Annotated in this window: 17 protein-coding genes and 1 other RNA gene; 8 read left to right on the plus strand and 10 right to left on the minus strand. The window is 41.7% G+C overall.

The genetic code is table 11. The features are described from left to right. Positions 1 to 96 precede the first annotated feature (96 nt). The 4 genes from OLM45_RS10400 to ffs all read right to left on the minus strand — a co-directional run bounded on the left by OLM45_RS10400 (position 97) and on the right by ffs (position 2,516). Positions 97 to 900 carry an SDR family oxidoreductase gene (locus OLM45_RS10400; RefSeq protein ID WP_264509914.1) on the minus strand — a complete coding sequence of 268 codons (804 nt, stop codon included), beginning with the start codon at positions 898 to 900 and terminating at the stop codon, positions 97 to 99. Between the two features lie 81 nt (positions 901 to 981). Further along, positions 982 to 1,353, minus strand: coding sequence for a VOC family protein (locus tag OLM45_RS10405; protein ID WP_235829036.1), 372 nt, complete (start codon positions 1,351 to 1,353; stop codon positions 982 to 984). A 26-nt stretch (positions 1,354 to 1,379) separates the two neighbouring features. Then, entirely contained in the window at positions 1,380 to 2,378 is a 999-nt protein-coding gene (locus OLM45_RS10410) for an enolase C-terminal domain-like protein (RefSeq protein ID WP_264509916.1), read from the minus strand. A gap of 39 nt (positions 2,379 to 2,417) precedes the next feature. Continuing rightward, positions 2,418 to 2,516, minus strand: an RNA gene (gene ffs / locus OLM45_RS10415) — signal recognition particle sRNA small type. Positions 2,517 to 2,603: 87 nt separating this feature from the next. On the opposite strand from ffs, the gene OLM45_RS10420 reads away from it, so the two are divergent. Both OLM45_RS10420 and OLM45_RS10425 read left to right on the plus strand, forming a co-directional pair. Beyond that, a complete protein-coding gene (locus tag OLM45_RS10420; protein WP_264509918.1) occupies positions 2,604 to 3,647 on the plus strand; it encodes a glutaminyl-peptide cyclotransferase in 1,044 nt (347 codons plus the stop codon). Beyond that, complete coding sequence (locus tag OLM45_RS10425) at positions 3,648 to 3,881, plus strand: hypothetical protein (protein ID WP_264509920.1); 234 nt, start codon at positions 3,648 to 3,650, stop codon at positions 3,879 to 3,881. Between the two features lie 333 nt (positions 3,882 to 4,214). On the opposite strand, the gene OLM45_RS10430 is transcribed toward OLM45_RS10425, so the two are convergent. Further along, entirely contained in the window at positions 4,215 to 4,940 is a 726-nt protein-coding gene (locus tag OLM45_RS10430; protein ID WP_264509922.1) for a bacteriorhodopsin-like, read from the minus strand. Positions 4,941 to 5,064: 124 nt separating this feature from the next. Here OLM45_RS10430 and OLM45_RS10435 point away from each other — a divergent pair, with 124 nt between their 5' ends. Beyond that, the gene (locus OLM45_RS10435; protein WP_264509924.1) at positions 5,065 to 5,970 is read left to right on the plus strand and encodes a Brp/Blh family beta-carotene 15,15'-dioxygenase; all 906 of its coding nucleotides are present in this window, start codon (positions 5,065 to 5,067) and stop codon (positions 5,968 to 5,970) included. Positions 5,971 to 6,307: 337 nt separating this feature from the next. On the opposite strand, the gene OLM45_RS10440 is transcribed toward OLM45_RS10435, so the two are convergent. The 3 genes from OLM45_RS10440 to OLM45_RS10450 all read right to left on the minus strand — a co-directional run bounded on the left by OLM45_RS10440 (position 6,308) and on the right by OLM45_RS10450 (position 13,654). Then, positions 6,308 to 9,139 carry a T9SS type A sorting domain-containing protein gene (locus OLM45_RS10440; RefSeq protein WP_264509926.1) on the minus strand — a complete coding sequence of 944 codons (2,832 nt, stop codon included), beginning with the start codon at positions 9,137 to 9,139 and terminating at the stop codon, positions 6,308 to 6,310. 533 nt (positions 9,140 to 9,672) lie between these two features. Beyond that, positions 9,673 to 11,559 carry a molecular chaperone DnaK gene (dnaK, locus tag OLM45_RS10445; protein ID WP_264509928.1) on the minus strand — a complete coding sequence of 629 codons (1,887 nt, stop codon included), beginning with the start codon at positions 11,557 to 11,559 and terminating at the stop codon, positions 9,673 to 9,675. A 1,201-nt stretch (positions 11,560 to 12,760) separates the two neighbouring features. Further along, positions 12,761 to 13,654 (minus strand): EamA family transporter, encoded by an 894-nt coding sequence (locus tag OLM45_RS10450; RefSeq protein WP_264509930.1) that lies wholly within the window; start codon positions 13,652 to 13,654, stop codon positions 12,761 to 12,763. A gap of 209 nt (positions 13,655 to 13,863) precedes the next feature. Here OLM45_RS10450 and OLM45_RS10455 point away from each other — a divergent pair, with 209 nt between their 5' ends. Then, on the plus strand, positions 13,864 to 15,288 hold the full coding sequence (locus tag OLM45_RS10455) for an L-serine ammonia-lyase (protein WP_264509932.1): 1,425 nt from the start codon (positions 13,864 to 13,866) through the stop codon (positions 15,286 to 15,288). Here OLM45_RS10455 and OLM45_RS10460 read toward each other — a convergent pair. Next, positions 15,285 to 16,313 carry a porin gene (locus OLM45_RS10460; protein WP_264509934.1) on the minus strand — a complete coding sequence of 343 codons (1,029 nt, stop codon included), beginning with the start codon at positions 16,311 to 16,313 and terminating at the stop codon, positions 15,285 to 15,287. The genes OLM45_RS10455 and OLM45_RS10460 overlap by 4 nt on opposite strands. Next, positions 16,310 to 16,747, minus strand: a complete 438-nt coding sequence (locus OLM45_RS10465) for a nuclear transport factor 2 family protein (RefSeq protein WP_264509936.1) — start codon at positions 16,745 to 16,747, stop codon at positions 16,310 to 16,312. The genes OLM45_RS10460 and OLM45_RS10465 overlap by 4 nt, the downstream gene beginning before the upstream one ends. Positions 16,748 to 16,854: 107 nt before the next feature. Between OLM45_RS10465 and panB the strand changes: the two genes are divergently transcribed. The 4 genes from panB to OLM45_RS10485 all read left to right on the plus strand — a co-directional run bounded on the left by panB (position 16,855) and on the right by OLM45_RS10485 (position 21,245). Further along, entirely contained in the window at positions 16,855 to 17,673 is an 819-nt protein-coding gene (gene panB, locus OLM45_RS10470; RefSeq protein ID WP_129461071.1) for a 3-methyl-2-oxobutanoate hydroxymethyltransferase, read from the plus strand. A gap of 121 nt (positions 17,674 to 17,794) precedes the next feature. After that, a complete protein-coding gene (locus tag OLM45_RS10475; protein ID WP_264509938.1) occupies positions 17,795 to 18,490 on the plus strand; it encodes an RluA family pseudouridine synthase in 696 nt (231 codons plus the stop codon). A gap of 60 nt (positions 18,491 to 18,550) precedes the next feature. Further along, positions 18,551 to 19,915: a DUF5723 family protein gene (locus tag OLM45_RS10480; RefSeq protein WP_264509940.1), complete on the plus strand. Its 1,365-nt coding sequence runs from the start codon at positions 18,551 to 18,553 to the stop codon at positions 19,913 to 19,915. A gap of 1 nt (position 19,916) precedes the next feature. Continuing rightward, a complete protein-coding gene (locus tag OLM45_RS10485; RefSeq protein WP_264509942.1) occupies positions 19,917 to 21,245 on the plus strand; it encodes an aldehyde dehydrogenase in 1,329 nt (442 codons plus the stop codon). The last annotated feature ends 34 nt before the right edge of the window (positions 21,246 to 21,279 follow it).

Consider the following 21,279-nt stretch of genomic DNA (forward strand, 5'->3'; position numbering starts at 1 on the left):
TGACTTACGACTTATGACTTAAGAAATACTGCGACTGTGACTGCGACTGAGACTGCGACTGAGACTGCGACTGCGACTGCGACTGCGACTGTTCACTCACATTTCATAATGCTTCATCAACATCCGCTCATACACCCGATCCGGTAAAACCCGTTTCAAGACAATCGAGAAGCGTTGCATAAAGGCACCAATCTTATAATGCAATTTAGGCTGTTTGGCCTGCATAATCGTATATATCGCTTGCGCCATTTCCAGCGGATTACTGCCCGAATCCACATGTTCGTTCATCGCTGCCAAGGTTTTACCATAGGTCGCTTCATAGGCCGAACCCGCAACCACAGGCGCATGATACCTTCCTGCGGCAATATTGGTCGCAAAATCACCAGGAGCCACATTGGTAACCTGAATCCCAAATCCTTTGACTTCCATGCTCACCGCTTCGGTGATTAATTCCAACGCCCCTTTGGACGCTGAATACACGCCGCGGTACGGCAATCCCATGTAGCCCGCAATAGAAGTAATATTGATAATCAAACCCGAACGCTGTGCCCGCATGTGGGGCAACACTGCTTTCATCACTTCAATCGGACCGAATACATTGGTCTCAAAATTGTTTTTGATTTCATCGGCGGGAATTTCTTCTATCGGACCGGTAATGCCTACACCCGCGTTGTTGATCAACACATCAATGCGACCCGCTTCGGCAACCAATTGGCGTACTGCCACTTGTATGCTTTCGGGGTGGCGAACATCCAAGGCCAATAATTTGATTTTGGTGTCGGTGACACGCTCGGGGTTCCGACTCGTACCGTAAACCGTACAGCCTTGTTCCTGTAAAAACTCCCCGATCGCCCGACCAATGCCCGATGACCCTCCCGTGATGAAAACTATTTTGTTCATTGATGAATAGAGTTTAGATTTTAGAATTCAGATTTTAGAGTTTAGAAATACTGCGACTGTGACTGCGACTGTGACTGCGACTTACACCGTCCCGGTGATGTCCTGCCCAAACTGCAACATATAACTGTTGTTATCATAAATCGCAAACTCCCGCATGCCCCAGTCAAAGTCTTCCATATCGTAGGCGACTTTCACCTTGTCTTTGATTTGGTGCCAAAGGGTTTCCACATCATCGGTTTTAATGTAAAAAGTGCCAGAAAAATAAGGGCGTTCAAAAGGCGTACTCTCATTCGGACGCGCAATCATGATTTCGCATTCGTCCTTACTGATGGCAGCCCAACCCCATTCTTCACTGTAATTGCCCAAATGGAATCCTAAGATTTCGCAGTAAAAAGAAACCGTAGCTTCCAATTCGCGCGTCCAAATCATGGGGACAATGGGTTGAAATTTCATAGAATCGTATTTTTTGCTAAAGATATTTATTTTAACTGAATTCCGAGACCCGGAGTTGTCGCCAATTCGATCTTTCCGTTGACAATAGCCGTACCCGTGGCAATGTCATTGGCAATCAAATTGGAGCCATCCAAATCGGCAAAATCACACAACGGCGCCAATACCGCACCCGCTGAAATCCCTACTGTCGATTCGGTCATACACCCCAACATTACCGTGAAGCCCATCGCTTTGGCGGTACGCACCATTTCGAGCGCGGGTGTGAGTCCGCCACACTTCATCACTTTAACATTGACACTTGGGTAATGCGGTTGTAGAGCGACTAAATCACTCAAATGCTGTGCATCTTCATCTGCCATCCAACGAATCGCGTCGGTCGCCTTCAAATGCTTATAATTTTCATAGCCCACCGCCATAGGTTGTTCCGCATACAGTATTCGTTCGATACCCTGAATATCGGCCAAAACCGCACAATCCGCAGGCGTATAACTCGCATTGGAATCCAAAGAAAACGTAAAATCGGAAGCCAGTAGTTGCTTAATTGCCGACACATCCAAGCCGTTGCATTTTACTTTAAACTTGGGCCAGGCCGATGCCCGCATCTTTTCCAATTGGGTGGCCACTGGTGCTACGGATATCGTCCAACTCGACACCGGAAGGGTGGTTGTCGGTATCGCATTCATTTCGATAAACGACCGTTGTTCCAATTTTCCAAACAAATCCCAATAGGCGCAGTCGAGTGCCGACTTGAGAAAATCAGGCAACTGCAATTGCGTTAAAAACGTATAAAATTCACACGGATGGTGGATGCCAAAACCCTCTAGGGCTTTTTGATGGTAGTGAAGCAATTGATCAAATTGCAATAGGTCGATTTGATAATAGGTTATCGCCGTACATTCGCCATAGCCTGTTGAACCGGCATGCGAGAGTTGGACGAGTAATGCTTCTCTATATTGGTAATTCCCGTAACTGATGGAAAAGGTTTCCTTGAGGGGCAGTTTTAGGATATGCCATTGAAGAACCATAAAATTGTAAGGGAATTGAAGAAAGGAAATTTCAAAAAAAAATGGCAAGCGACCTACATCGCACCGCTACAACCGCATACCTTTGCTATGTTCCCATCCTGGAGGATTTTGCAGGAGCTGGTCGTGTAGGACTTGCCGCTGCAAAGATACATTCTTTTTATTTTTTTGCAACATCTTAACACCATAAATAATACATTTGTAAACACGATTACGACAAATTTTAGCATGAAAGCATTTAAATACTTCACAGTCATTTTATTAGCAGGAATCACCGTGACCAGTTGTGCCCCAACCGAAACCGGATTCCAAATCGACGAAACCAAAATCAAAGCCACTTACACCCAAGGAGAGACCGTAAACCCAGCGATTGCGAACCCGAATAACCTGAAAATTGACAGTGTCGCTTTTGCCCTAAACAACAAACGCCTCGGTTCGACAAAAGGAAATGCCGCCTTTTCCTTCCCGTTAAACGAAGAAAAATTAGGTTACCAAGAATTAATCGCTACCGTATACAGCGAGGGCAAACCCACAGCCGACACTACCCGTTTGGAATTGGTCTCAAAAATCCAACCCAAGTTTTTAAAATACACCATCGTCAACACCTATCCCCACGATATTACCTCTTACACCCAAGGCCTACAGTTTTACAACGGCGTATTGTATGAAGGTACCGGTCAGTATGGCGAATCCAAGTTGTTACGCACCGATTTCAAAACCGGGAAAGCCGACTTAAATGTCAACCTCGATCCGAAGTATTTTGGAGAAGGGATTACCGTTTTAAACGGCAAAGTGTACCAACTCACTTGGCAAGAAACCACCGGATTTGTATATGACGTGACCAACTTTAAAAAGTTAAAAGAATTCCAATACGACAAACAAATCGAAGGTTGGGGATTAACCAACGACGGTACAAACCTCTACCAATCCGACGGTTCAGAAAAAATCTATACCCTTGACCCTGAAACCTTAAAAATCACAGGAAGCATCAATGTTTATTCCTTAGATTCCAAAGTAAAAGAGTTGAACGAATTGGAGTGGGTTGACGGAAAAATCTACAGCAACGTTTACCAACAAAAAGCCATTGTAGTTATTGATCCCAAAACGGGAGCGGTAGAAGGTGTGTTGGACTTGTCCGGTTTGGAAGCCAAAATCACCAAATTACCCGACACAGACGTACTTAACGGTATCGCCTACAATCCCGCGACCAAAACCTTTTTTGTAACGGGGAAAAACTGGGACAAACTATTCGAAATCAAAATCACCGAGTAAATGCCCACCTCCCAACACATGCCGAAATCGTGCCGCGAGAATTGGCTCGAACTCAATCCGGAGGAACGGGCACGGTTTTGTACCCTCTGCCAACAAAACGTCTTTGACGACCACAACCCCACCCCAGAAGAAATTGAAGCCTTCAATGCCCATTGTGCCCGATTTCAAGATCAAACCCCAGTTTCAAAAGGTGTTTTTGCTTTCGTGAAACGATTGGTGAAAAAGAGACGTTAGACTTTAGATGTTAGACTTTAGACATTGGACGTTAGACGTTAGTCTTCAGTCCTATCACCCACACTTTCTTGCTTCTTGCAACGAAGTGGTCTTGCTTCTTTCTTCTTTCAGCGTAGCGGTCTTGCCTCTTGCAGCGCAGCGGTCTTGCCTCTTGCAACGAAGTGGTCTTTCCTCTTTCAGCGTAGCGGTCTTTCCTCTTTCAGCGTAGCGGTCTTGCCTCTTGCAGCGTAGCGGTCTTGCCTCTTGCAGTGCAGCGGTCTTGCCTCTTTCTTTTCAAAAAAAAAAGCGAACCTCTTTAGAAGTTCGCCTTTTAAAACAACAAGCGCAAAAAAATTAGTCTTTACTAGATTTCACAGCAAGATTATAAATTACTAAGCCAAATCCAATTTTGTTGATAGCATCGGCAATGTTGTAAGCCACATCTACATTTCCTTTGCCTAACATTGCAGTGTACCAACCTTCAGTACCCAACATGTAACCTAAAGGATAGATTGCCCAGCCAACCAATACAAACCAACATAAGATTTTGTGTGCTTCAAGTACAGAACCGCCCGCTGATTTAGCCAATTTAGCGGCTTCGCCTAACCAGATTTCATACACGATGAAGAAGTAAGCGATACCCGAAATCAAGCCCCATAATCCCGCATTGTCAGGGAATACAGCCTCTCCAAAATATCCGGTAACCAACATGATTAAAGAATACGCAATCATTTTCCACAACAACGAGGTCTTTGCACCTGCTACTTTGAGGATTAGATAGAATTCCAAACACATTAAGGGCACAGTTAACACCCAGTCAACATAGCGGAAAAATGTAGGTGATTCGCCAAAAGCACTCCAATAATCACGCATGTAGAAATAATGTACCGCAGCAATAAACGTAATCAATCCCGAAACCAAAACCGAAGTGCGCCATTTCTTGTCAAATTGATTTAAGGATAAAAAGAAAAATGCTGAGGCTGCCATCATGGCCATACACCCAATGAAAAAGGTAAATCCGATGTAATCAGTCGGTAACATCTTGGATACCAAACTAATTGAGTAACTTAAATTTGTCATAAAAAGATTTGTTAATAGTTAATTTGTTTTTTTGTTTAAATAAAATTACAAAACATTAAACAAGAATTATACTATTTTGTTTAACTTTTTTATTATATTTATTAAACAATTTATGTTAAAAACTATGCAAATCACACTTCAACTCCGAATATTACTCACTTTTTTCATGTTGTGGTTAGCCCATTTTTTATCCATTGAAAATCAAGAACTTATTGGATATGTAGGAATTTTCGTATTAGGATTAATGCATGGCGCAAATGATTTAGCTATTTTGAAAAAAATTAATGCCCCAAAAAATGATGAAAATACAAGACGAGAATTGCTTTCTTATGTTTTTTGGGTGTTTGTAGGAATGGCCGTAATGTTCTTTTTCCCGACTTGGGGACTCACTCTTTTTATAGTCACCAGTGGATATCACTTTGGAAATCAGCACTGGCCCTTAAAAAATGAATCCCGAAGTCCGCTTCTTAACGGCTTATTTCAAACACTATATGGTTTACTGATTCTTTGCATCCTTTTTTTATTTCATGAAAAAGAGGTTACTCGTATCATCGAAACAATTACCCATGTATACCTACAAAACATCCCCATGCTGCAAATCACAATTTATACAGGGATAGCCTTACTTCTTGTCGGTAGTATTTTGGCTTACCACATCTTTACTTTCCGAAAACAGTTGGCCAAAAATGTAGGCTATTTAATCCTTTTTACAATCATCTTTTTTCAATCCGGACTTATTTGGGGATTTACCATGTATTTTATATTATGGCATAGCTTACCTTCAATACAAGATCAAATTCAGTTTTTATACCAAGATGAAAATCGGAAAAATTGGAAAAAATACATTCAATCCAGCAGTTTTTATTGGGGCATTGCTGTATTGGGTAGTGTTGTCATTTATTTTGGAATTTCCAATGATACAGTTTTCAAAGCCGTTTTCTTTTCCTTAATAGCTGCCATTACATTTCCACATACCTTAATTATTACTTGGATGCAAAATGCAATCCATAATAAAAGTCATAAGTCGTAAGTCTTATTCTATTTACACTTTTGTAGACTTAACTCTTCCCGATTTATCGGGACTTAACTCTAAATTTTCCTTAACCCCTTAATGTTTCAAAAAAAAAAAGACCAAACATCTACTTGGTCTTCAATTATAGTGTAAACTTTAGTCGTAAGTCAAAAAAGTCATAAGTCGAAAAGTCGTAAGTCGAAAAGTCGTAAGTGATTTGAGTCATAAGTCGTAAGTCCTATCTCACCCACGCTTCTTTCTTCTTTATTCTTGCAACGAAGTGGTCTTGCCTCTTTCTTCTTTCATCTGTTTTTCCACTAAAACTCAGCCTCTCAGCTTCTCAGAAACTCAGAAACTACTTTTTTACCATCTTAACCACTTCACTTCCCTGCTCTGTCGTTACTTTCACCAAATAGGTTCCTGGTGATAACGCACTCACGTCAATGCCTGAAGCTGCGGGATGCATGTTCACTTGCACCAATTGTCCTTGGATGCTGTAAATCGAAACCGATTGGATGGTGATATCTTGCGCATTGGCAAAAACCAACTGCGTGTCTACTGGGTTTTGTGCTATAGCAAAAGCACTGTTAAGCGTTTCTTGTAAGCCTAAACTTTGAATAAGCGTTGTGGCTGTATTGGTCAAAATCGGATAGTTGTAATCAAAGAAAATATTGGCCGAGTTGCTGAAGGTATCGCCGGAGACCAACGTACTCTTCGTTTTGATTTTAAAGGCAACATACCCATCATTATTGGCGTCGTCAAACGGTAAATTGATGTTTTCAAACACAAACTCCACGCGGTTGTTTTGCAATATACGCGTACGGAAGGGATGACTGCCCAATTGCGGAATTAAAGTCGTTACATCGTATTTGTTGGTATCTATCACATCGGTTACGATGATGTTTTGCGCGGCAAAGTTTCCTGTATTTTCAAAACGAATGACATAATGTACGTACTGCCCTATTTTGTCTGTCCCCACAACAGCGCCTTCCAAACAGGTTTTATCGTTCGGGTCATAGGCATTCACTACATTTTGATTGAAGTTTAAGGTATTGTCAGCAGGTGTTTGATCGGAGGCACCTGTTACGGTAGCAACATACGGCAACACATCTCCGCCATTTAATGCAGGCGTAGCCGTTGGCGTATTCAATAGGAAATTCAATTGGATGGTACGGGTTTCAAATGGTAGTAAATTGGTAAACGCCCAGTTGAGTGTGGATGCCGTTTGCGAACTCACCGCAGGAATGGCCGTCACCAAACTCGCCACGGTATTGGGGAAGGTCAAACTCGCCGTACCCGATTGTGTGGTATTCCCTTTGTTTTTGTAGACCAACATGTACTTCGCGTTAAAACCAGGTCGGGCGGGATTCAACGGCAGTAACGTTATCTCCAAGTCGTTTTTCACTCCATTGGCCGTCATACAAAAATCACGAGTGGCCGGACTCGCCGTAGTCGGGAAATTCACCGAACCCGTCGCCGGACTCAAATTAAAGTAAGTGGGATTTTCCAATACAGGCGTGATGGTATAACTACCCGCATTGGACGAAAAACCATAAGCACCTACTCCATTCGTAAAACCTGTTTCGGTGGTGGTCCCGTTCGATACATTGACACGAACATTCGATGCCAAGACATCATTTGCCGCACAACCGTTGGTATTTTGATCGAAACGTAGCGTACCATTGGTTTGATAAGCCGTTCCTCCTGTAGTAAACGTACAATACGAATTGGTAAAACAGTTCGTGTACCCGTATTGTGTAATTTTAGATTGAATGGCTGCAATTTCATTCTCATCCCCGCAAATGGATTGAAGGTTGGGGCATAAATCAAAAAAAATGTTATTAGATGTTGTAATAATACCATTTTTTAAATTAACTGTTGTGATGTTAGGACTATTGTATATTCCTAATCGATATACTGAAGTTGTACTTAGATCAAGCGAAGTTAAAAGAGAATTACTTAAACCTAAAATACCTAATTTTTGACAATTGGTAATATCTAAATTACTGATAGGTGTTCCATCTAAATTTAAAAGTGTTAAACCTGCAACATTAGTAGCATCAAAAGATGCTAGGTTAACATTGTTCCTCAATGTTAGATTAAAATAATCATACTGATTAGTACTTGGGTTCAAATTTTGGATATTTGCCGATGTTATTCCACAATTATCTAAAAAAACATTTACACTTGATTGGCCATTGAAGGTAAAATTAACCGGGCCATTAATTGGTGTATCAACAATAGCAAATTCAGTTAAATTATGATAATTTGGTAGATTGGTATTGTTAAAATAATACATATTGGGAAGTCCACGATAAGTAAATACGTTTAAACTTAAATTATTAGAAAAGTTTAAAGGTGTAGTAAGTGTATACGCTTTGAATCTAAAAATATTAAGACTAGGGTAACCCGAAGTATTCACTGTTGGCAAAGCAACATTAAATAACACTAGGGAATATAAATTAGAATTGGTTTGAGGCATGGTTAAAGTATTCAACAAAGGACATTCCCGAATACTAATAACTTGTATAGTGTTTGAATTGGATAAATTCACACTAATCAAGTTTGGCAGATTCTCAAATTCAACATTATTCAGATTTTGATTTGATAAATCAATGATATTTAATGATTCATTTTTTATAGTTAAATTTTGAAGTGCAGGATAATTTGTCGAAGTAAACGAAGTTAAACCAGAATTGGTAATTTCAAGTGCTGTCAATTGAGTAAAACCTGTTAAATTAGGTTCTTGGGTAAAATTAAAACCCTCCAAACCCAAAGTTTGAATATTAGTAGGAATAACTAAATTGGGATTCGTTATATTCTGGAAAACCGACCCCGAAATATTTAAGGTAGTAAGATTAGTGAGTTGTGGAAAATTATAATTGGAAATGGCATTTTGAAACAAATATAACTTACGTAAATTTGTAAAATATTCCAATCCCGCAAGATTGGTAATCCCTGAATTGGTTAAGGTTAATGCCCAAACGTTCAAGGCTTCACTCTGTTGAATTTCCCCATCGTTGTTAGTATCAATTTTAAAAAATGCATTTGAACTGTTTTGTGCGATACTCATTGTTGGAGTAGCAGCTAACAACTTCGCTTTAAAATTAGCATCCGGGAAGTTAATAATTTGAGCAGTGGCTGTAAACGCAAACAAGGCAAAGCAAAGGGCGTAGAAGTTTCTCATCGTATTGGTTTTTAAATTTTTACAAAAAAAAAAAAAAACAGACTGGGCAATAGAATGGGGAGTTTTTTTTAAAAAAAGTCGTTAGACTTTAGACGTTAGTCCGATCTCACTCACGATTCTTGCTTCTTGTAGCACAAAGTTTCACAAGGTTGGGCACAATGTTTCACAAGGGTTTGAGTCGTAAGTGTTATTCTATATTCACTTTTGTAGACTTAACTCTTCCCGATTTATCGGGACTTAACTCTAAATTTTCCTTAAGCCCTTAATGTTTCAAAAAAAAAGACCAAACTTCCGCTTGGCCTTCATTTGTAATTTAGACATTAGACATTAGACGTTAGTCTTTAGTCGTAAGTGATTTGAGTCATAAGTCGTAAGTCCTATCTCACCCACGCTTCTTGCTTCTTTCAACGAAGTGGTCTTGCTTCTTTCAGCGAAGCGGTCTTGCTTCTTGCAACGAAGTGGTCTTGCTTCTTTCAGCGAAGCGGTCTTGCTTCTTTCAGCGAAGCGGTCTTACTTCTTTCAGCAAAGCGGTCTTATTTCACTTCCTCAAAATCCACATCTTGGGTTTGGTCACCCGTAGCTTCTTGTTGGGGTTGCGCTTCGTGCGTTTGTCCTTCCGCTTGGGCTTTGTACAATTCTTCTGAAGCATTTTTCCAGGCTTCGTTGATTGCGTCTAAAGCGGGTTGGATGGTTGCCAAATCTTTGGTTTCATAGGCTTTTTTCAATTCTTCTAAAGCCGCTGTAATCGTCGATTTGTTGCCTTCTGATAATTTGTCACCGTACTCGCTCAATTGTTTTTCCGTTTGGAAAATCATGCTGTCGGCTTCGTTCAATTTATCCGCTTTTTCTTTCGCTTGACGGTCAGCATCTGCATTCATCTCTGCTTCTTTCTTCATGCGCTCGATTTCTTCTGGGGTTAATCCCGAAGAGGCTTCGATACGAATGTCGTGCGATTTACCGGTTCCTTTATCAGTTGCCGATACTTTGATGATACCGTTGGCATCGATGTCAAACGTTACTTCAATTTGTGGAACCCCGCGTGGCGCTGGTGGAATCCCGTCTAGGTGGAAACGACCAATCGTTTTGTTGTCCGCTGCCATCGTACGTTCTCCTTGCAACACGTGGATTTCTACACTCGGTTGGTTATCGGCAGCCGTAGAGAATACTTGTGATTTTTTCGTCGGAATCGTCGTATTGGCTTCGATCAATTTCGTCATCACATTCCCCATCGTTTCGATACCCAAAGAAAGTGGCGTTACGTCCAACAACAAGACATCTTTTACATCTCCTGTTAAAACCCCTCCTTGAATCGCTGCACCAATCGCAACCACTTCATCCGGATTTACGCCTTTGGATGGTTTTTTACCGAAGAATTTTTCTACTTGTTCTTGGATCACTGGGATACGTGTCGAACCCCCAACTAGGATCACTTCATCAATATCCGAAGTCGATAATCCAGCATCTTTCAAGGCTTTCGCTACGGGCTCCATCGAACGTTTTACTAACGTATCTGCCAATTGTTCGAATTTCGCACGGGTCAACGTTTTCACCATGTGTTTGGGTCCGCTTGCTGTAGCCGTGATGTACGGTAAGTTGATTTCCGTTTGTGAAGACGAAGACAACTCGATTTTTGCTTTTTCAGCCGCTTCTTTCAAACGCTGTAAAGCCATTGGGTCTTTGCGCAAGTCAACGCTTTCTTCACTCATGAATTCGTTGGCCATCCAGTCGATGATTACTTGGTCGAAGTCGTCACCACCCAAGTGAGTATCCCCATTGGTAGATAATACTTCAAACACGCCGTCACCCAATTCAAGGATGGAAATATCGAAGGTTCCCCCTCCTAAGTCGTATACCGCAATTTTTTGGTCTTTACCCGCTTTATCCAAACCGTAGGCTAAAGCTGCCGCTGTCGGTTCGTTGATAATACGCATCACTTTCAATCCTGCAATTTCGCCCGCTTCTTTCGTTGCTTGACGTTGTGCATCATTGAAGTACGCGGGAACCGTAATTACGGCCTCTGTAACGGATTGACCCAAATAGTCTTCCGCTGTTTTTTTCATTTTTTGAAGGGTCATCGCCGACAATTCTTGTGGCGTGTACAAACGACCGTCGATGTCTACACGAGGTGTGTCGTTGTCCCCTTTTACTACTTTGTACGCTACAGTAGACGCTTCTTTAGCGCTTTCTGTGTACTTGTTCCCCATAAAGCGTTTGATAGACGCAATGGTTTTGGTTGGGTTGGTTACGGCCTGACGTTTTGCAGGATCCCCAACTTTAATCTCACCCCCTTCAACGAAAGCAATCACGGAAGGTGTGGTTCTTTTCCCTTCAGCATTCGCAATAACTACGGGTTCGCCACCCTCCATTACTGCCACACATGAATTTGTTGTACCTAAGTCGATACCAATAATTTTTCCCATGGTTATAATCTCCTTTATTAATTCTGTTGGATTGCCCCTCTAGGAGTGGGCAGTGCTTGCGCACGACAGCAACTAGTCAACTATTATGCCATTCCGTCTGCCACTCCTTTTTGGCAGTTTTTATTCAAAAACAACTGACAAGATGGCATTTTCAAGCTGCTGAGATGCTGAGACGCTGAGATGCTGAGCGGAGTTGCTGACAGGATAAATGATTTGAAGATTTGATCCCGAAATTTCGGGAGAAATTTGAAATTTGGGATTTGAAGATTTGGGATTTGGGATTTGAGTTTTGGATTTTGGATTTTGGAATTTGGAATTTTACTATTGGAATTTTACTATTGAAATTTTAATTACCTGTATAGCTATTTTAGGACAAGACATCCTTCCTACTACTTCGGACTAACCTCGGACTAACCTCGGACTAACTTCGTACTAACCCCGTGGTTAACTAATGGTATCCTTTAGGTTACCTTTAGGATACCTTTACCATAACCCGTTCTAAAGGTTACTGAAATTATGAGTTAGGAATTAGGAATTAGGAATTAGGGAGGCTTGTAGATGTGAAGTTAGAGGAAAGAAAAGGAGTAAGTTATAAGTCGTAAGTCATAAGTCGTAGGTCGTAGGTCAACAAACACATAACGCATAACTCATAACGCATAACTCATAATTCATAACTCATAATTCATAACTTCTCCCAGTCTTCTCCCAGTCATCTTGCGGTTTACTTCGGTATTCTGCCACGGTTGTGCCACAGTTGTGCCACTAAACGATAGGTAAAAGGCATCATGAATTGCTTCAAATTGGGAGGAAATCCGAAGGAAACCAAAAGGAGATTTGAAAATGGGATGATTTGAAAATTTGAAAATGGATGTTCAATCATGTTTTCATTAAACCATCAAGAATAGCGATATAGTATGTCATACTAAGTACCAATATGGTAAAAAAACACACACCTCAAAGCAACAAAGTACTCATAGTTAACACTTTATGGTGTTCAACCCTGTGAAACTTTGTGCTTTACATAGTGAAACATTGTGTTACTATTAGTCAATGAGTTGTACCAATTCCAATTACACTTCTAAACTTAATTACACTTTTAAACTTATTTACACTTCTAAACCCAACACTTTTTAAACGAAACGCCACTTTTCAACGAAACCAACCTGAAACTTTAAACCTGAAACCTGAAACCTCCTAAAGTCTACCCCTTATTAAACACCCCAATCGACACCGCAATCAACCCGTAGGACACGATTTGTGCGAGGTTGATGGATTCGTGGAAATAAAATAACGCTAGAAAGAAATGAATCAGCGGATTCGTATACATCAAAATCCCGACGGCTGAAGAGTTCATCCCTTTTAATGCATACAGATTGAGAAATAAAGGTACGATGGTAAATACCACCACAATTACCCCCATCAAAATATAGAACAACGAAGCCGTGGGTGTGGGTCCGCTATAGGTTGGAAAAAACGGCAGCAACACCAACGAAGCAATCACCATTTGTACCATCAATACGATGAACTTGTCAAAACGGTCGTTTTTGCGTTGGCTAATCAAATACAAAGCAAAAGAAACGGCAATCACCAAACTGTACACCAATCCGTGTAAATCGCCATAGGAAAGGATGCCACAACTCAAAATACAGAGTCCGACCGCCGTCCATTGCCACCAACCCAAGCGTTCTTTCAATATAAAAAAGGCCAAAACGGTGGTGATGATCGGGCAAATCAAATAGGCAAAGGAAGCCGATTGCAAACTGACATGGTTCACGGCGTACATGAACAAAAACCAATTGAACACGAGTAAGAACCCACCCAAAATCGTCAACGTGAGAAACCGCGTTTTATCGGTTATCGAAAGTGCGCGAAACACCTGGATGTTCGCACGTACCAACCGATTGCGGAATATAAAATTGAGAAATACCAATAACCCTGTGGCATAAAACACCCGGTAAAACAAAATATCCAACGACGGATAATCGTGTAAGGGTTTGAGGGCCAAACTGAAGAAACCCCAAATCACAAAGGCAGAGAAAGCTGCTAGATAGTATTTGTTTAAGCGCACGTCAAAAATTTGTGCAAAAGTACACATTTGAAGAAGTTGGACACGAGAAACTAACATTTCCTTAAGAGGGCCACTCACTAATCAAATGGCTGTCAGTACGCTAGAATACTACTTGAATTTAGACATTATCAAAAAGAGCGACTTTCAATTGATAAATTCCTAGCGAAAACGATTTTTCTTGAAAATTTCGCACGACTTTATCCTATATTTGTGTAACCAATAAACGAAACTTATCCATGGAAGAATGCATTTCGGTTTTTGACATGCTTAAAATTGGGGTCGGACCCTCTAGTTCGCATACCCTCGGACCCTGGCGAGCCGCAGAACGCTTTTTGAGTGAATTGCGCGCACAAAACTTGTTTGAGAAAGTCGAACGTGTACAAGTCGACCTCTACGGTTCGTTATCCCTTACGGGTAAAGGGCATGCTACGGATTTAGCCGTGATGCTCGGACTCAGCGGTCAGGACCCTGAATACATTCCGGTGGATCAAATTGATTCGATTATTGCCAACATTCGCAATCACCAGGTGCTACAATTGGGGAACGAATTAACGGTTCCCTTTGCTCCCGAAACAGATATTCGGTTCAACCGTAATTTTCTTCCCTTTCATTCCAACGGTATTCGGTTTACGGCCTATGCGGGCTTGGCCACTGTGGAAGAAACGTATTATTCCATTGGTGGAGGTTTTGTGGTCAAAGAAGAACGCATTAATGCCAAAAAGAAAAGTGCCATCAAATGTGCTTTCCCCTACCCGATTCAAACGGCAGCGGAATTATTAAACTACTGCCACGAGCAAAACCGCTCCATCTCTGAAATAGTCTATGAGAATGAAAAATCCATGCGTAGTGAGGACGAAATTCACCACGAATTGATGCGCATTTGGAACACCATGCTCGAATGCATGTATATTGGATGCCATACAGAAGGCACACTGCCGGGTGGACTCAATGTGCGACGCCGGGCTTATGACATGCATCAAAATTTAATTGGCGAACTTCCCTACAATTCCCCACAGGAATGGTTGGAAGTGATTCGGAAAACCGAAGTTAAGTTTCGCCAAATCCTAAAATGGGTTAGCTGTTTTGCCTTAGCGGTCAATGAAGTGAATGCCGCTTTAGGGCGTGTGGTTACGGCGCCTACCAATGGCAGCGCGGGTGTTATCCCTGCGGTTTTGATGTATTATATGGTGATTGAAAACCACCAAGCTACAGATAAAGAAATCAAACAATTTTTGATGGTAGCGGGCGAAATTGGTTCCATCTTCAAAAAAGGATCGACCATCTCGGCAGCCATGGGAGGCTGTCAAGCTGAAATCGGGGTTTCCTCGGCAATGGCTGCAGGAGCGTTGTGCGAACTCATGGGCGGTACGCCTGCTCAAGTACAGATGGCGGCCGAGATTGCTATGGAACATCACCTCGGATTGACTTGTGACCCAATTGGTGGATTGGTGCAAATTCCGTGTATCGAACGCAATACCATGGGCGCAATCAAGGCCATCAATGCCGCCGAATTAGCTTTGGAAACCGATGCGCGAAATGCAAAAGTTCCTTTAGACAAAGTCATCAATACCATGTGGGAAACCGCTAAAGACATGAACCACAAGTACAAAGAAACCTCCGAAGGCGGTTTGGCGATTACGGTGGGCTTGTCGGATTGTTAAAACCCCATCACCAAACTACTGGTCAAAAACAAATTGTTAGATTGACTGTTCAAGACATTTTCAGTGGCGGATAAATACCGGACTTCCATACGGAACTTGCAGTATTTATTCACGATGTAATCCGTGTTTACAGATGTTCCCCAGGTTTTAAAAGAAAATGGTTGGTCAATCATCACATTCGACTTATCGTGATAATATTCCCCTCGAAGGGCAGTTTGCCAATGGGTATTCCAGGAATATTGGGCGATGAATAAAGGTGCCCACCACGTTTTGTAACCGTTGGGTGTTTGTTGCCAACCGATATCATACCCTACTACCGTATGCCATTTGGAGTTCCATTGGGCATCCCAATACAAATTCTCAAACCAACGCATTCCGGTGTACGTCGCATAATCTTCCTTTCCGCTGTAACTGCTCCAATTAAACGTGTGTTTTGTATTCGGTTTGTAGGTAATTTGAGTACCAAGAGCGGGTTCGACCGACCGATCGGCTTTGTGAATGCGCTGCCAACCGTTGGTCACCAAAGCACCAAAACTCCAACGAGCATTCGGATTGTAATGGTACCATAATCCGGTCATAAAATACGGCGAATTATCAGCTAATATAGATCTTGTGAGTGTCAAGTTGTTGAAGGTAGTTGCCGACTCCAAGCCGATATAACTTGGGAGAATTCCCATTTCTACACTGTGTTTTTGCTTGGCATCTAAATAAATCCCCACATAGGCCTCATTCAAATATTTTACCGATTCATTGGCATAATTGTCTTCCACATAGGTACCCGCTTGCAGTGCCACTGAAGCATAGAAATTGTCGTAGGTCACTTTGGCTTTCAGCAAAGCAAGATTAACGGCAAACTCGTTATGGCGGTTATAGTTGTACAAAAAAGGTAACTTTTGTTCGCCTTTGGGAGCATCCAAGTCATAGGAATAATAGGTGTCTAGGAATCCGCCCCATTCAATTTTTATCGAGTCGTTCTGACTCCAAACGAACAGGGGTAACAAAAGTAAAACGACTAATTTTCTCATGGTCGGCGACGGGTATCAATAATTGAAATAATCGTCCATATTCCGTTGTTTTTAAACAAAGTAAATACATTGACCCCCGAGTGGCTGAGTTTGCCGTTAATATAAAATTCATAGGGCGTCCATGCCACAGCCATTGTTCCATCTACTTGAATGGAATAGCGCAACAAGCGTTCTTCAAATCGCAATTCGGCAGGAAGAGAAACAATGGCTTTGTAAAATTCAGCAGGCGTTTCAACAGTGAATTGATTGCCTTTGGTTTTGGACTCGGTAATGGATTCCAAGCGAAGGGTCGGACTGCACACTTGTTTCATTTTCAAAGAATCTTTTTGATGAAAGCCTTCAAAAAATTGTTGGACAGTTTGTTTTACTTCGGCTTCTTGTGCGAACACAAAACTTCCAAAGAAGCAAAATAGCAGGATGAGTCTGGTTTTCATGATTGCTTATTAATGGGTGGATGACTAGAAAATCCGTTGTTTTCGTAACAAAACTAATCCATTTTAGTATTTTTACAGCGCACAACAACACTAAAAATCCGAAAAACATGTCTGTCGCTAAAAAAGATTACAAAAAAATCACCACCAAATCCCTTGTGGATATGAAAGCCAATGGAGAAAAAATTTCTATGCTTACCGCTTATGATTATACCATGGCCAAAATTGTGGATTCTGCAGGTGTCGATGTGATTTTAGTGGGCGATTCAGCGAGTAATGTGATGGCCGGACATGAAACGACCTTACCGATAACTTTAGACCAAATGATTTACCACGCTTCCTCAGTAGTTCGCGCTGTAGACCGTGCGCTGGTGGTGGTGGATTTGCCGTTTGGAACTTATCAATCCGATCCGAAAGAAGCCTTACGTTCGTCCATTCGCATTATGAAAGAAAGTGGCGGACATGCGGTAAAACTCGAAGGCGGTTCGGAGATTAAAGATTCGATTAAAAAGATATTAAATGCGGGAATTCCCGTGATGGGTCATTTGGGTCTAACCCCGCAATCCATCTATAAATTCGGGACGTATACCGTTCGTGCCAAAGAAGAAGCCGAAGCCGAAAAACTGATTGAAGACGCCAAGTTATTGGAGCGATTGGGTTGTTTTGCTTTGGTTTTGGAAAAGATTCCCGCCAAATTAGCACAACGCGTCGCGGAAAGCATTCATATTCCTGTCATCGGAATTGGCGCCGGTAGTGGCGTTGACGGTCAGGTTTTGGTGCTCCATGACATGATTGGGATGACCCACGAATTCAGTCCGCGCTTCCTTCGCCGGTATATGAATCTCTACGAAGACATGACCAAAGCAATTGGGCAATATGTGAGTGATGTGAAGGCTGTAGATTTCCCGAATGCGAATGAGCAGTATTAATTTGAAAATTTAAAGATTTGATGATTTGAAAATGATGGTTCACTGCATCTAATCCACTTTTAAACCCATTACACTTTTAAACCCTTTCAACTTTTCAACTACTCAAAAATCACCTATTTCCATGAAGCTAATCAGTACACCCGATAATCTGGACGTATTGTATGAAGACAACCATTTGATTGTGGTGAACAAACGGGTGGGCGATTTAGTACAAGGCGACAAAACGGGTGATACACCGCTTTCAGACATTGTTAAAGCCTATTTAAAAAAGAAATACGACAAACCGGGTGAAGTGTTTTTGGGAGTTGTGCATCGTTTGGACCGACCCACAACAGGTTTGGTGGTATTTGCGCGAACATCCAAAGCATTGGAACGCATGAACGCCTTGTTCAGCAACCGAGAAACCCAAAAAACCTATTGGGCTGTGGTTAAAAATGTGCCACCAAAGTCAGAAGACACCCTAATCCATTACCTCAAACGCAATCCGAAGAACAACACTTCCAAGGCCCATAGTAAAGAAGTCCCGGACAGCAAACGGGCGAGTTTATCCTATTCCATTATCAAAAAACTGGACCGTTATTTGGCGTTGGAAATTGCCTTACATACGGGAAGACACCATCAAATTCGCGCCCAATTGGCTGCCATCGGTTGTCCCATCAAAGGCGATTTAAAGTACGGATTTGACCGCAGTAATCCGGACGGCGGGATACATTTGCATGCGCGTTCGTTGCATTTTGTGCATCCTGTGACGAAATTACCATTAACATTAATAGCGCCAGTTCCACAAGAAGTGCTATGGCAATCGATTGAAAACTAAATTCAATTTTTCTTCGTTTATAAAAAAATAGCTAACTTTAGCACAAAACCCCAAGATTACATGAAAAAACGACACCTTATTGCGATGGCCTTCGTTGGGCTATATGCGCAAGCTCAGGAACATTTTGCAGGAATCGGACTCTCGAGTCGGGTTGGTGTTTTGAACACCCAATTCAATCCAGCAGAGTTGAATAACATGTCCGATAAATTTGATATTAATTTATTTGGAATTAGTGCCAATGTTTCCAACAACAAACTCACGGTAAATGATTTGGTGAACAACGACAATTTGGACAACGTCCTTTTTCGAGGTACCGATCCCGTTAATTTAAGAGCCGATGTACAAGTAAGCGGCTTTGGTATGGGCATCAAATTCAAACGATTTGCTTTAGGTTTAAGTACCAAAATCTACGGAAATATGGACATTATTGACGTCGATCCGCGATTGGGAGATGCATTTGTCAATGCAGGCATCAATTCCATTTTTGGTGCTACGACGGTTTCAAACAATTACAACCAACGCGTCAACGGTACGGCTTGGGGCGAAGTGGCAGGAACCGTTGCTTTTAGTTTGATCAACAAGGAAAAACACAAATTCAATGTGGGTTTTACCGGGAAGTTATTACTGCCGGGTTCCTTTGCCAATATGGGAATGGACAAATTTACGGGAACCATTTCCCGTGTAGGTGGCGTGGCCTATTTAACCAATACTCAAGCTTCGGTTAATTTTGCGTATTCAGGAGAATTGGCCAACAGTTTTACCCAATTTGACAACTACAGTAAGTCAGCTATAGGTTCGGTTGGCGGTGTCGGGTTCGACTTAGGAGTTAACTACCAATGGCGTGATAAAGTCTCCGATAATCCGAAGAAAAATCAGAACCGCTACAAATTGAATTTGGGCATGGCGATTCGCAATGTGGGTTCGATGACCTTCAAAGATCCCAACAACAAAAGCACCAATTATACCTTATCCATTCAAGGGACGCAAAGTTTGAATTTGAACCAATTTGAAAATGTTGAAAGTATTCAAGACATAGAAACTATTTTATTGAATAGCGGTTATTTAACCAAGACTACTTCCAATAAAGATTTCAAAGTAAGTTTGCCCACTACTTTTGTTTTATATGCCGATGTAAAAGTGATTTCTAAGCTTTTCATTTCAGGTTATTTACAACAACGTGTCAAGTCCATTGATGTAAACGATCAGATTGCTACACAAAACAATTTTACGATTACGCCGCATTTGAATTTAGGTTTCTTCGAGTTCTTTTTACCCTTTACACAAAATGAAATTTCGGGGTTCAATACTGGATTGGGCATTCGTGCCGGAGGATTCTACATCGGTTCTGGTTCGGGTGTTACCGCATTAATGAACAATGCCAAACAAGCCGATATTTATTTGGGATGGCGCTTTGGAATATTCTAAAATGAGTAGAATACGTGACGATATCAACTACCGCTTGGAGCGACTCAAAGCACTTTACAATGCCATTGAAGTGCGTGAAGAAGCCATTGTCGCTGCGCTATACACCGATTTCAAGAAACCGCGTTTTGAGTCGATTGCGACTGAAACGGCCTATGTTTTATCTGACATAAAAAATACAATACGGCAATTGAAAAGTTGGTCCCGACCCAAAAGCGTGTGGCCCTCACTTCTCAATTTTCCAGCAGTGGAATCCATACACTATGAACCGTATGGTAAGGTTTTGATCATAGCGCCTTGGAATTATCCTTTCCAATTGGCCCTAGCCCCGCTCACAGCAGCCATTGCGGCGGGAAATACGGTGGTACTGAAACCTTCCGAATTAACCCCATCGGTTTCGGCTGTTTTGAGCGAACTAATTTCAGCTGTTTTTACACAAGAGGAGGTTCTTGTACAAGAAGGTGGACCCGAGATTGCGCAAGAGTTATTGCAAGAGCGTTGGGATTATATTTTCTTTACGGGTAGTGTGGCAGTGGGCAAAATTGTAGCCGCAGCTGCAGCCAAACATTTGACACCCGTAACCCTTGAATTGGGAGGTAAAAATCCTTGTATTGTTGCAGCTGACACCGACATTAAACTGACTGCCAAGCGGATTGTTTGGGGTAAATTTTTAAATGCGGGTCAGACCTGTATTGCTCCCGATTATATATTGGTTCACGCATCTATTTATGAACCACTAGTCAGTGCTTTGAAAGTCGAAATTGAAGCGGCTTACGGCAAAGATCCGGAACAGTCACCCGACTATGCTAGAATTATCTCGGATAAACATTGGGTACGCTTAGAAGCCATGAGTCAGCAAGGGACAGTCCTTTATGGCGGAACGGGTCAGCGGGATCAACGGTATTGGGCACCAACCTTGATTGCGCCCGACCAGAACAGTGCATTAATGCAAGAAGAACTATTCGGGCCGATTCTTCCCTTAGTACCTTTTACAGAAGAAAAAGTAATAACAAAATGGATACAGCGCTATGAAAAGCCGCTGGCCTTTTATATTTTCACAAAAAACATCCGTTGGGCCAAACAATTGATGGACCAACACGGATTTGGCGGAGGCTGCATTAACGATACTATCCTTCATTTTAACAACAAGCGATTGCCCTTTGGAGGTATTGGACACAGCGGTATGGGAGCCTATCATGGTCAATGGGGATTTGAAACCTTTTCGCATCGAAAAGCGATTGTTTACAAACCGTTTTGGGGTGATGTCCCTTTGCGTTATGCTCCGTATTTAAACAAGATAAAATTTGTTAAAAAAATCATGAAATTGTTTTGATTTATTTGTAAATTGCTATGAAGTCAAACCAAAC

Origin of the sequence: Flavobacterium sp. N1719 (assembly GCF_025947045.1) — a bacterium.
In the GTDB taxonomy this organism is placed as follows: domain Bacteria; phylum Bacteroidota; class Bacteroidia; order Flavobacteriales; family Flavobacteriaceae; genus Flavobacterium; species Flavobacterium stagni.

What these genes read in the sequence shown, in the direction of transcription:
- OLM45_RS10400 (WP_264509914.1), bottom strand. Translation starts at nt 900, where the DNA reads ATGAACAAAATAGTTTTCATCACGGGAGGGTCATCGGGCATTGGTCGG.
- OLM45_RS10405 (WP_235829036.1), bottom strand. Translation starts at nt 1,353, where the DNA reads ATGAAATTTCAACCCATTGTCCCCATGATTTGGACGCGCGAATTGGAA.
- OLM45_RS10410 (WP_264509916.1), bottom strand. Translation starts at nt 2,378, where the DNA reads ATGGTTCTTCAATGGCATATCCTAAAACTGCCCCTCAAGGAAACCTTT.
- OLM45_RS10420 (WP_264509918.1), top strand. Translation starts at nt 2,604, where the DNA reads ATGAAAGCATTTAAATACTTCACAGTCATTTTATTAGCAGGAATCACC.
- OLM45_RS10425 (WP_264509920.1), top strand. Translation starts at nt 3,648, where the DNA reads ATGCCCACCTCCCAACACATGCCGAAATCGTGCCGCGAGAATTGGCTC.
- OLM45_RS10430 (WP_264509922.1), bottom strand. Translation starts at nt 4,940, where the DNA reads ATGACAAATTTAAGTTACTCAATTAGTTTGGTATCCAAGATGTTACCG.
- OLM45_RS10435 (WP_264509924.1), top strand. Translation starts at nt 5,065, where the DNA reads ATGCAAATCACACTTCAACTCCGAATATTACTCACTTTTTTCATGTTG.
- OLM45_RS10440 (WP_264509926.1), bottom strand. Translation starts at nt 9,139, where the DNA reads ATGAGAAACTTCTACGCCCTTTGCTTTGCCTTGTTTGCGTTTACAGCC.
- dnaK (WP_264509928.1), bottom strand. Translation starts at nt 11,559, where the DNA reads ATGGGAAAAATTATTGGTATCGACTTAGGTACAACAAATTCATGTGTG.
- OLM45_RS10450 (WP_264509930.1), bottom strand. Translation starts at nt 13,654, where the DNA reads ATGTGTACTTTTGCACAAATTTTTGACGTGCGCTTAAACAAATACTAT.
- OLM45_RS10455 (WP_264509932.1), top strand. Translation starts at nt 13,864, where the DNA reads ATGGAAGAATGCATTTCGGTTTTTGACATGCTTAAAATTGGGGTCGGA.
- OLM45_RS10460 (WP_264509934.1), bottom strand. Translation starts at nt 16,313, where the DNA reads ATGAGAAAATTAGTCGTTTTACTTTTGTTACCCCTGTTCGTTTGGAGT.
- OLM45_RS10465 (WP_264509936.1), bottom strand. Translation starts at nt 16,747, where the DNA reads ATGAAAACCAGACTCATCCTGCTATTTTGCTTCTTTGGAAGTTTTGTG.
- panB (WP_129461071.1), top strand. Translation starts at nt 16,855, where the DNA reads ATGTCTGTCGCTAAAAAAGATTACAAAAAAATCACCACCAAATCCCTT.
- OLM45_RS10475 (WP_264509938.1), top strand. Translation starts at nt 17,795, where the DNA reads ATGAAGCTAATCAGTACACCCGATAATCTGGACGTATTGTATGAAGAC.
- OLM45_RS10480 (WP_264509940.1), top strand. Translation starts at nt 18,551, where the DNA reads ATGAAAAAACGACACCTTATTGCGATGGCCTTCGTTGGGCTATATGCG.
- OLM45_RS10485 (WP_264509942.1), top strand. Translation starts at nt 19,917, where the DNA reads ATGAGTAGAATACGTGACGATATCAACTACCGCTTGGAGCGACTCAAA.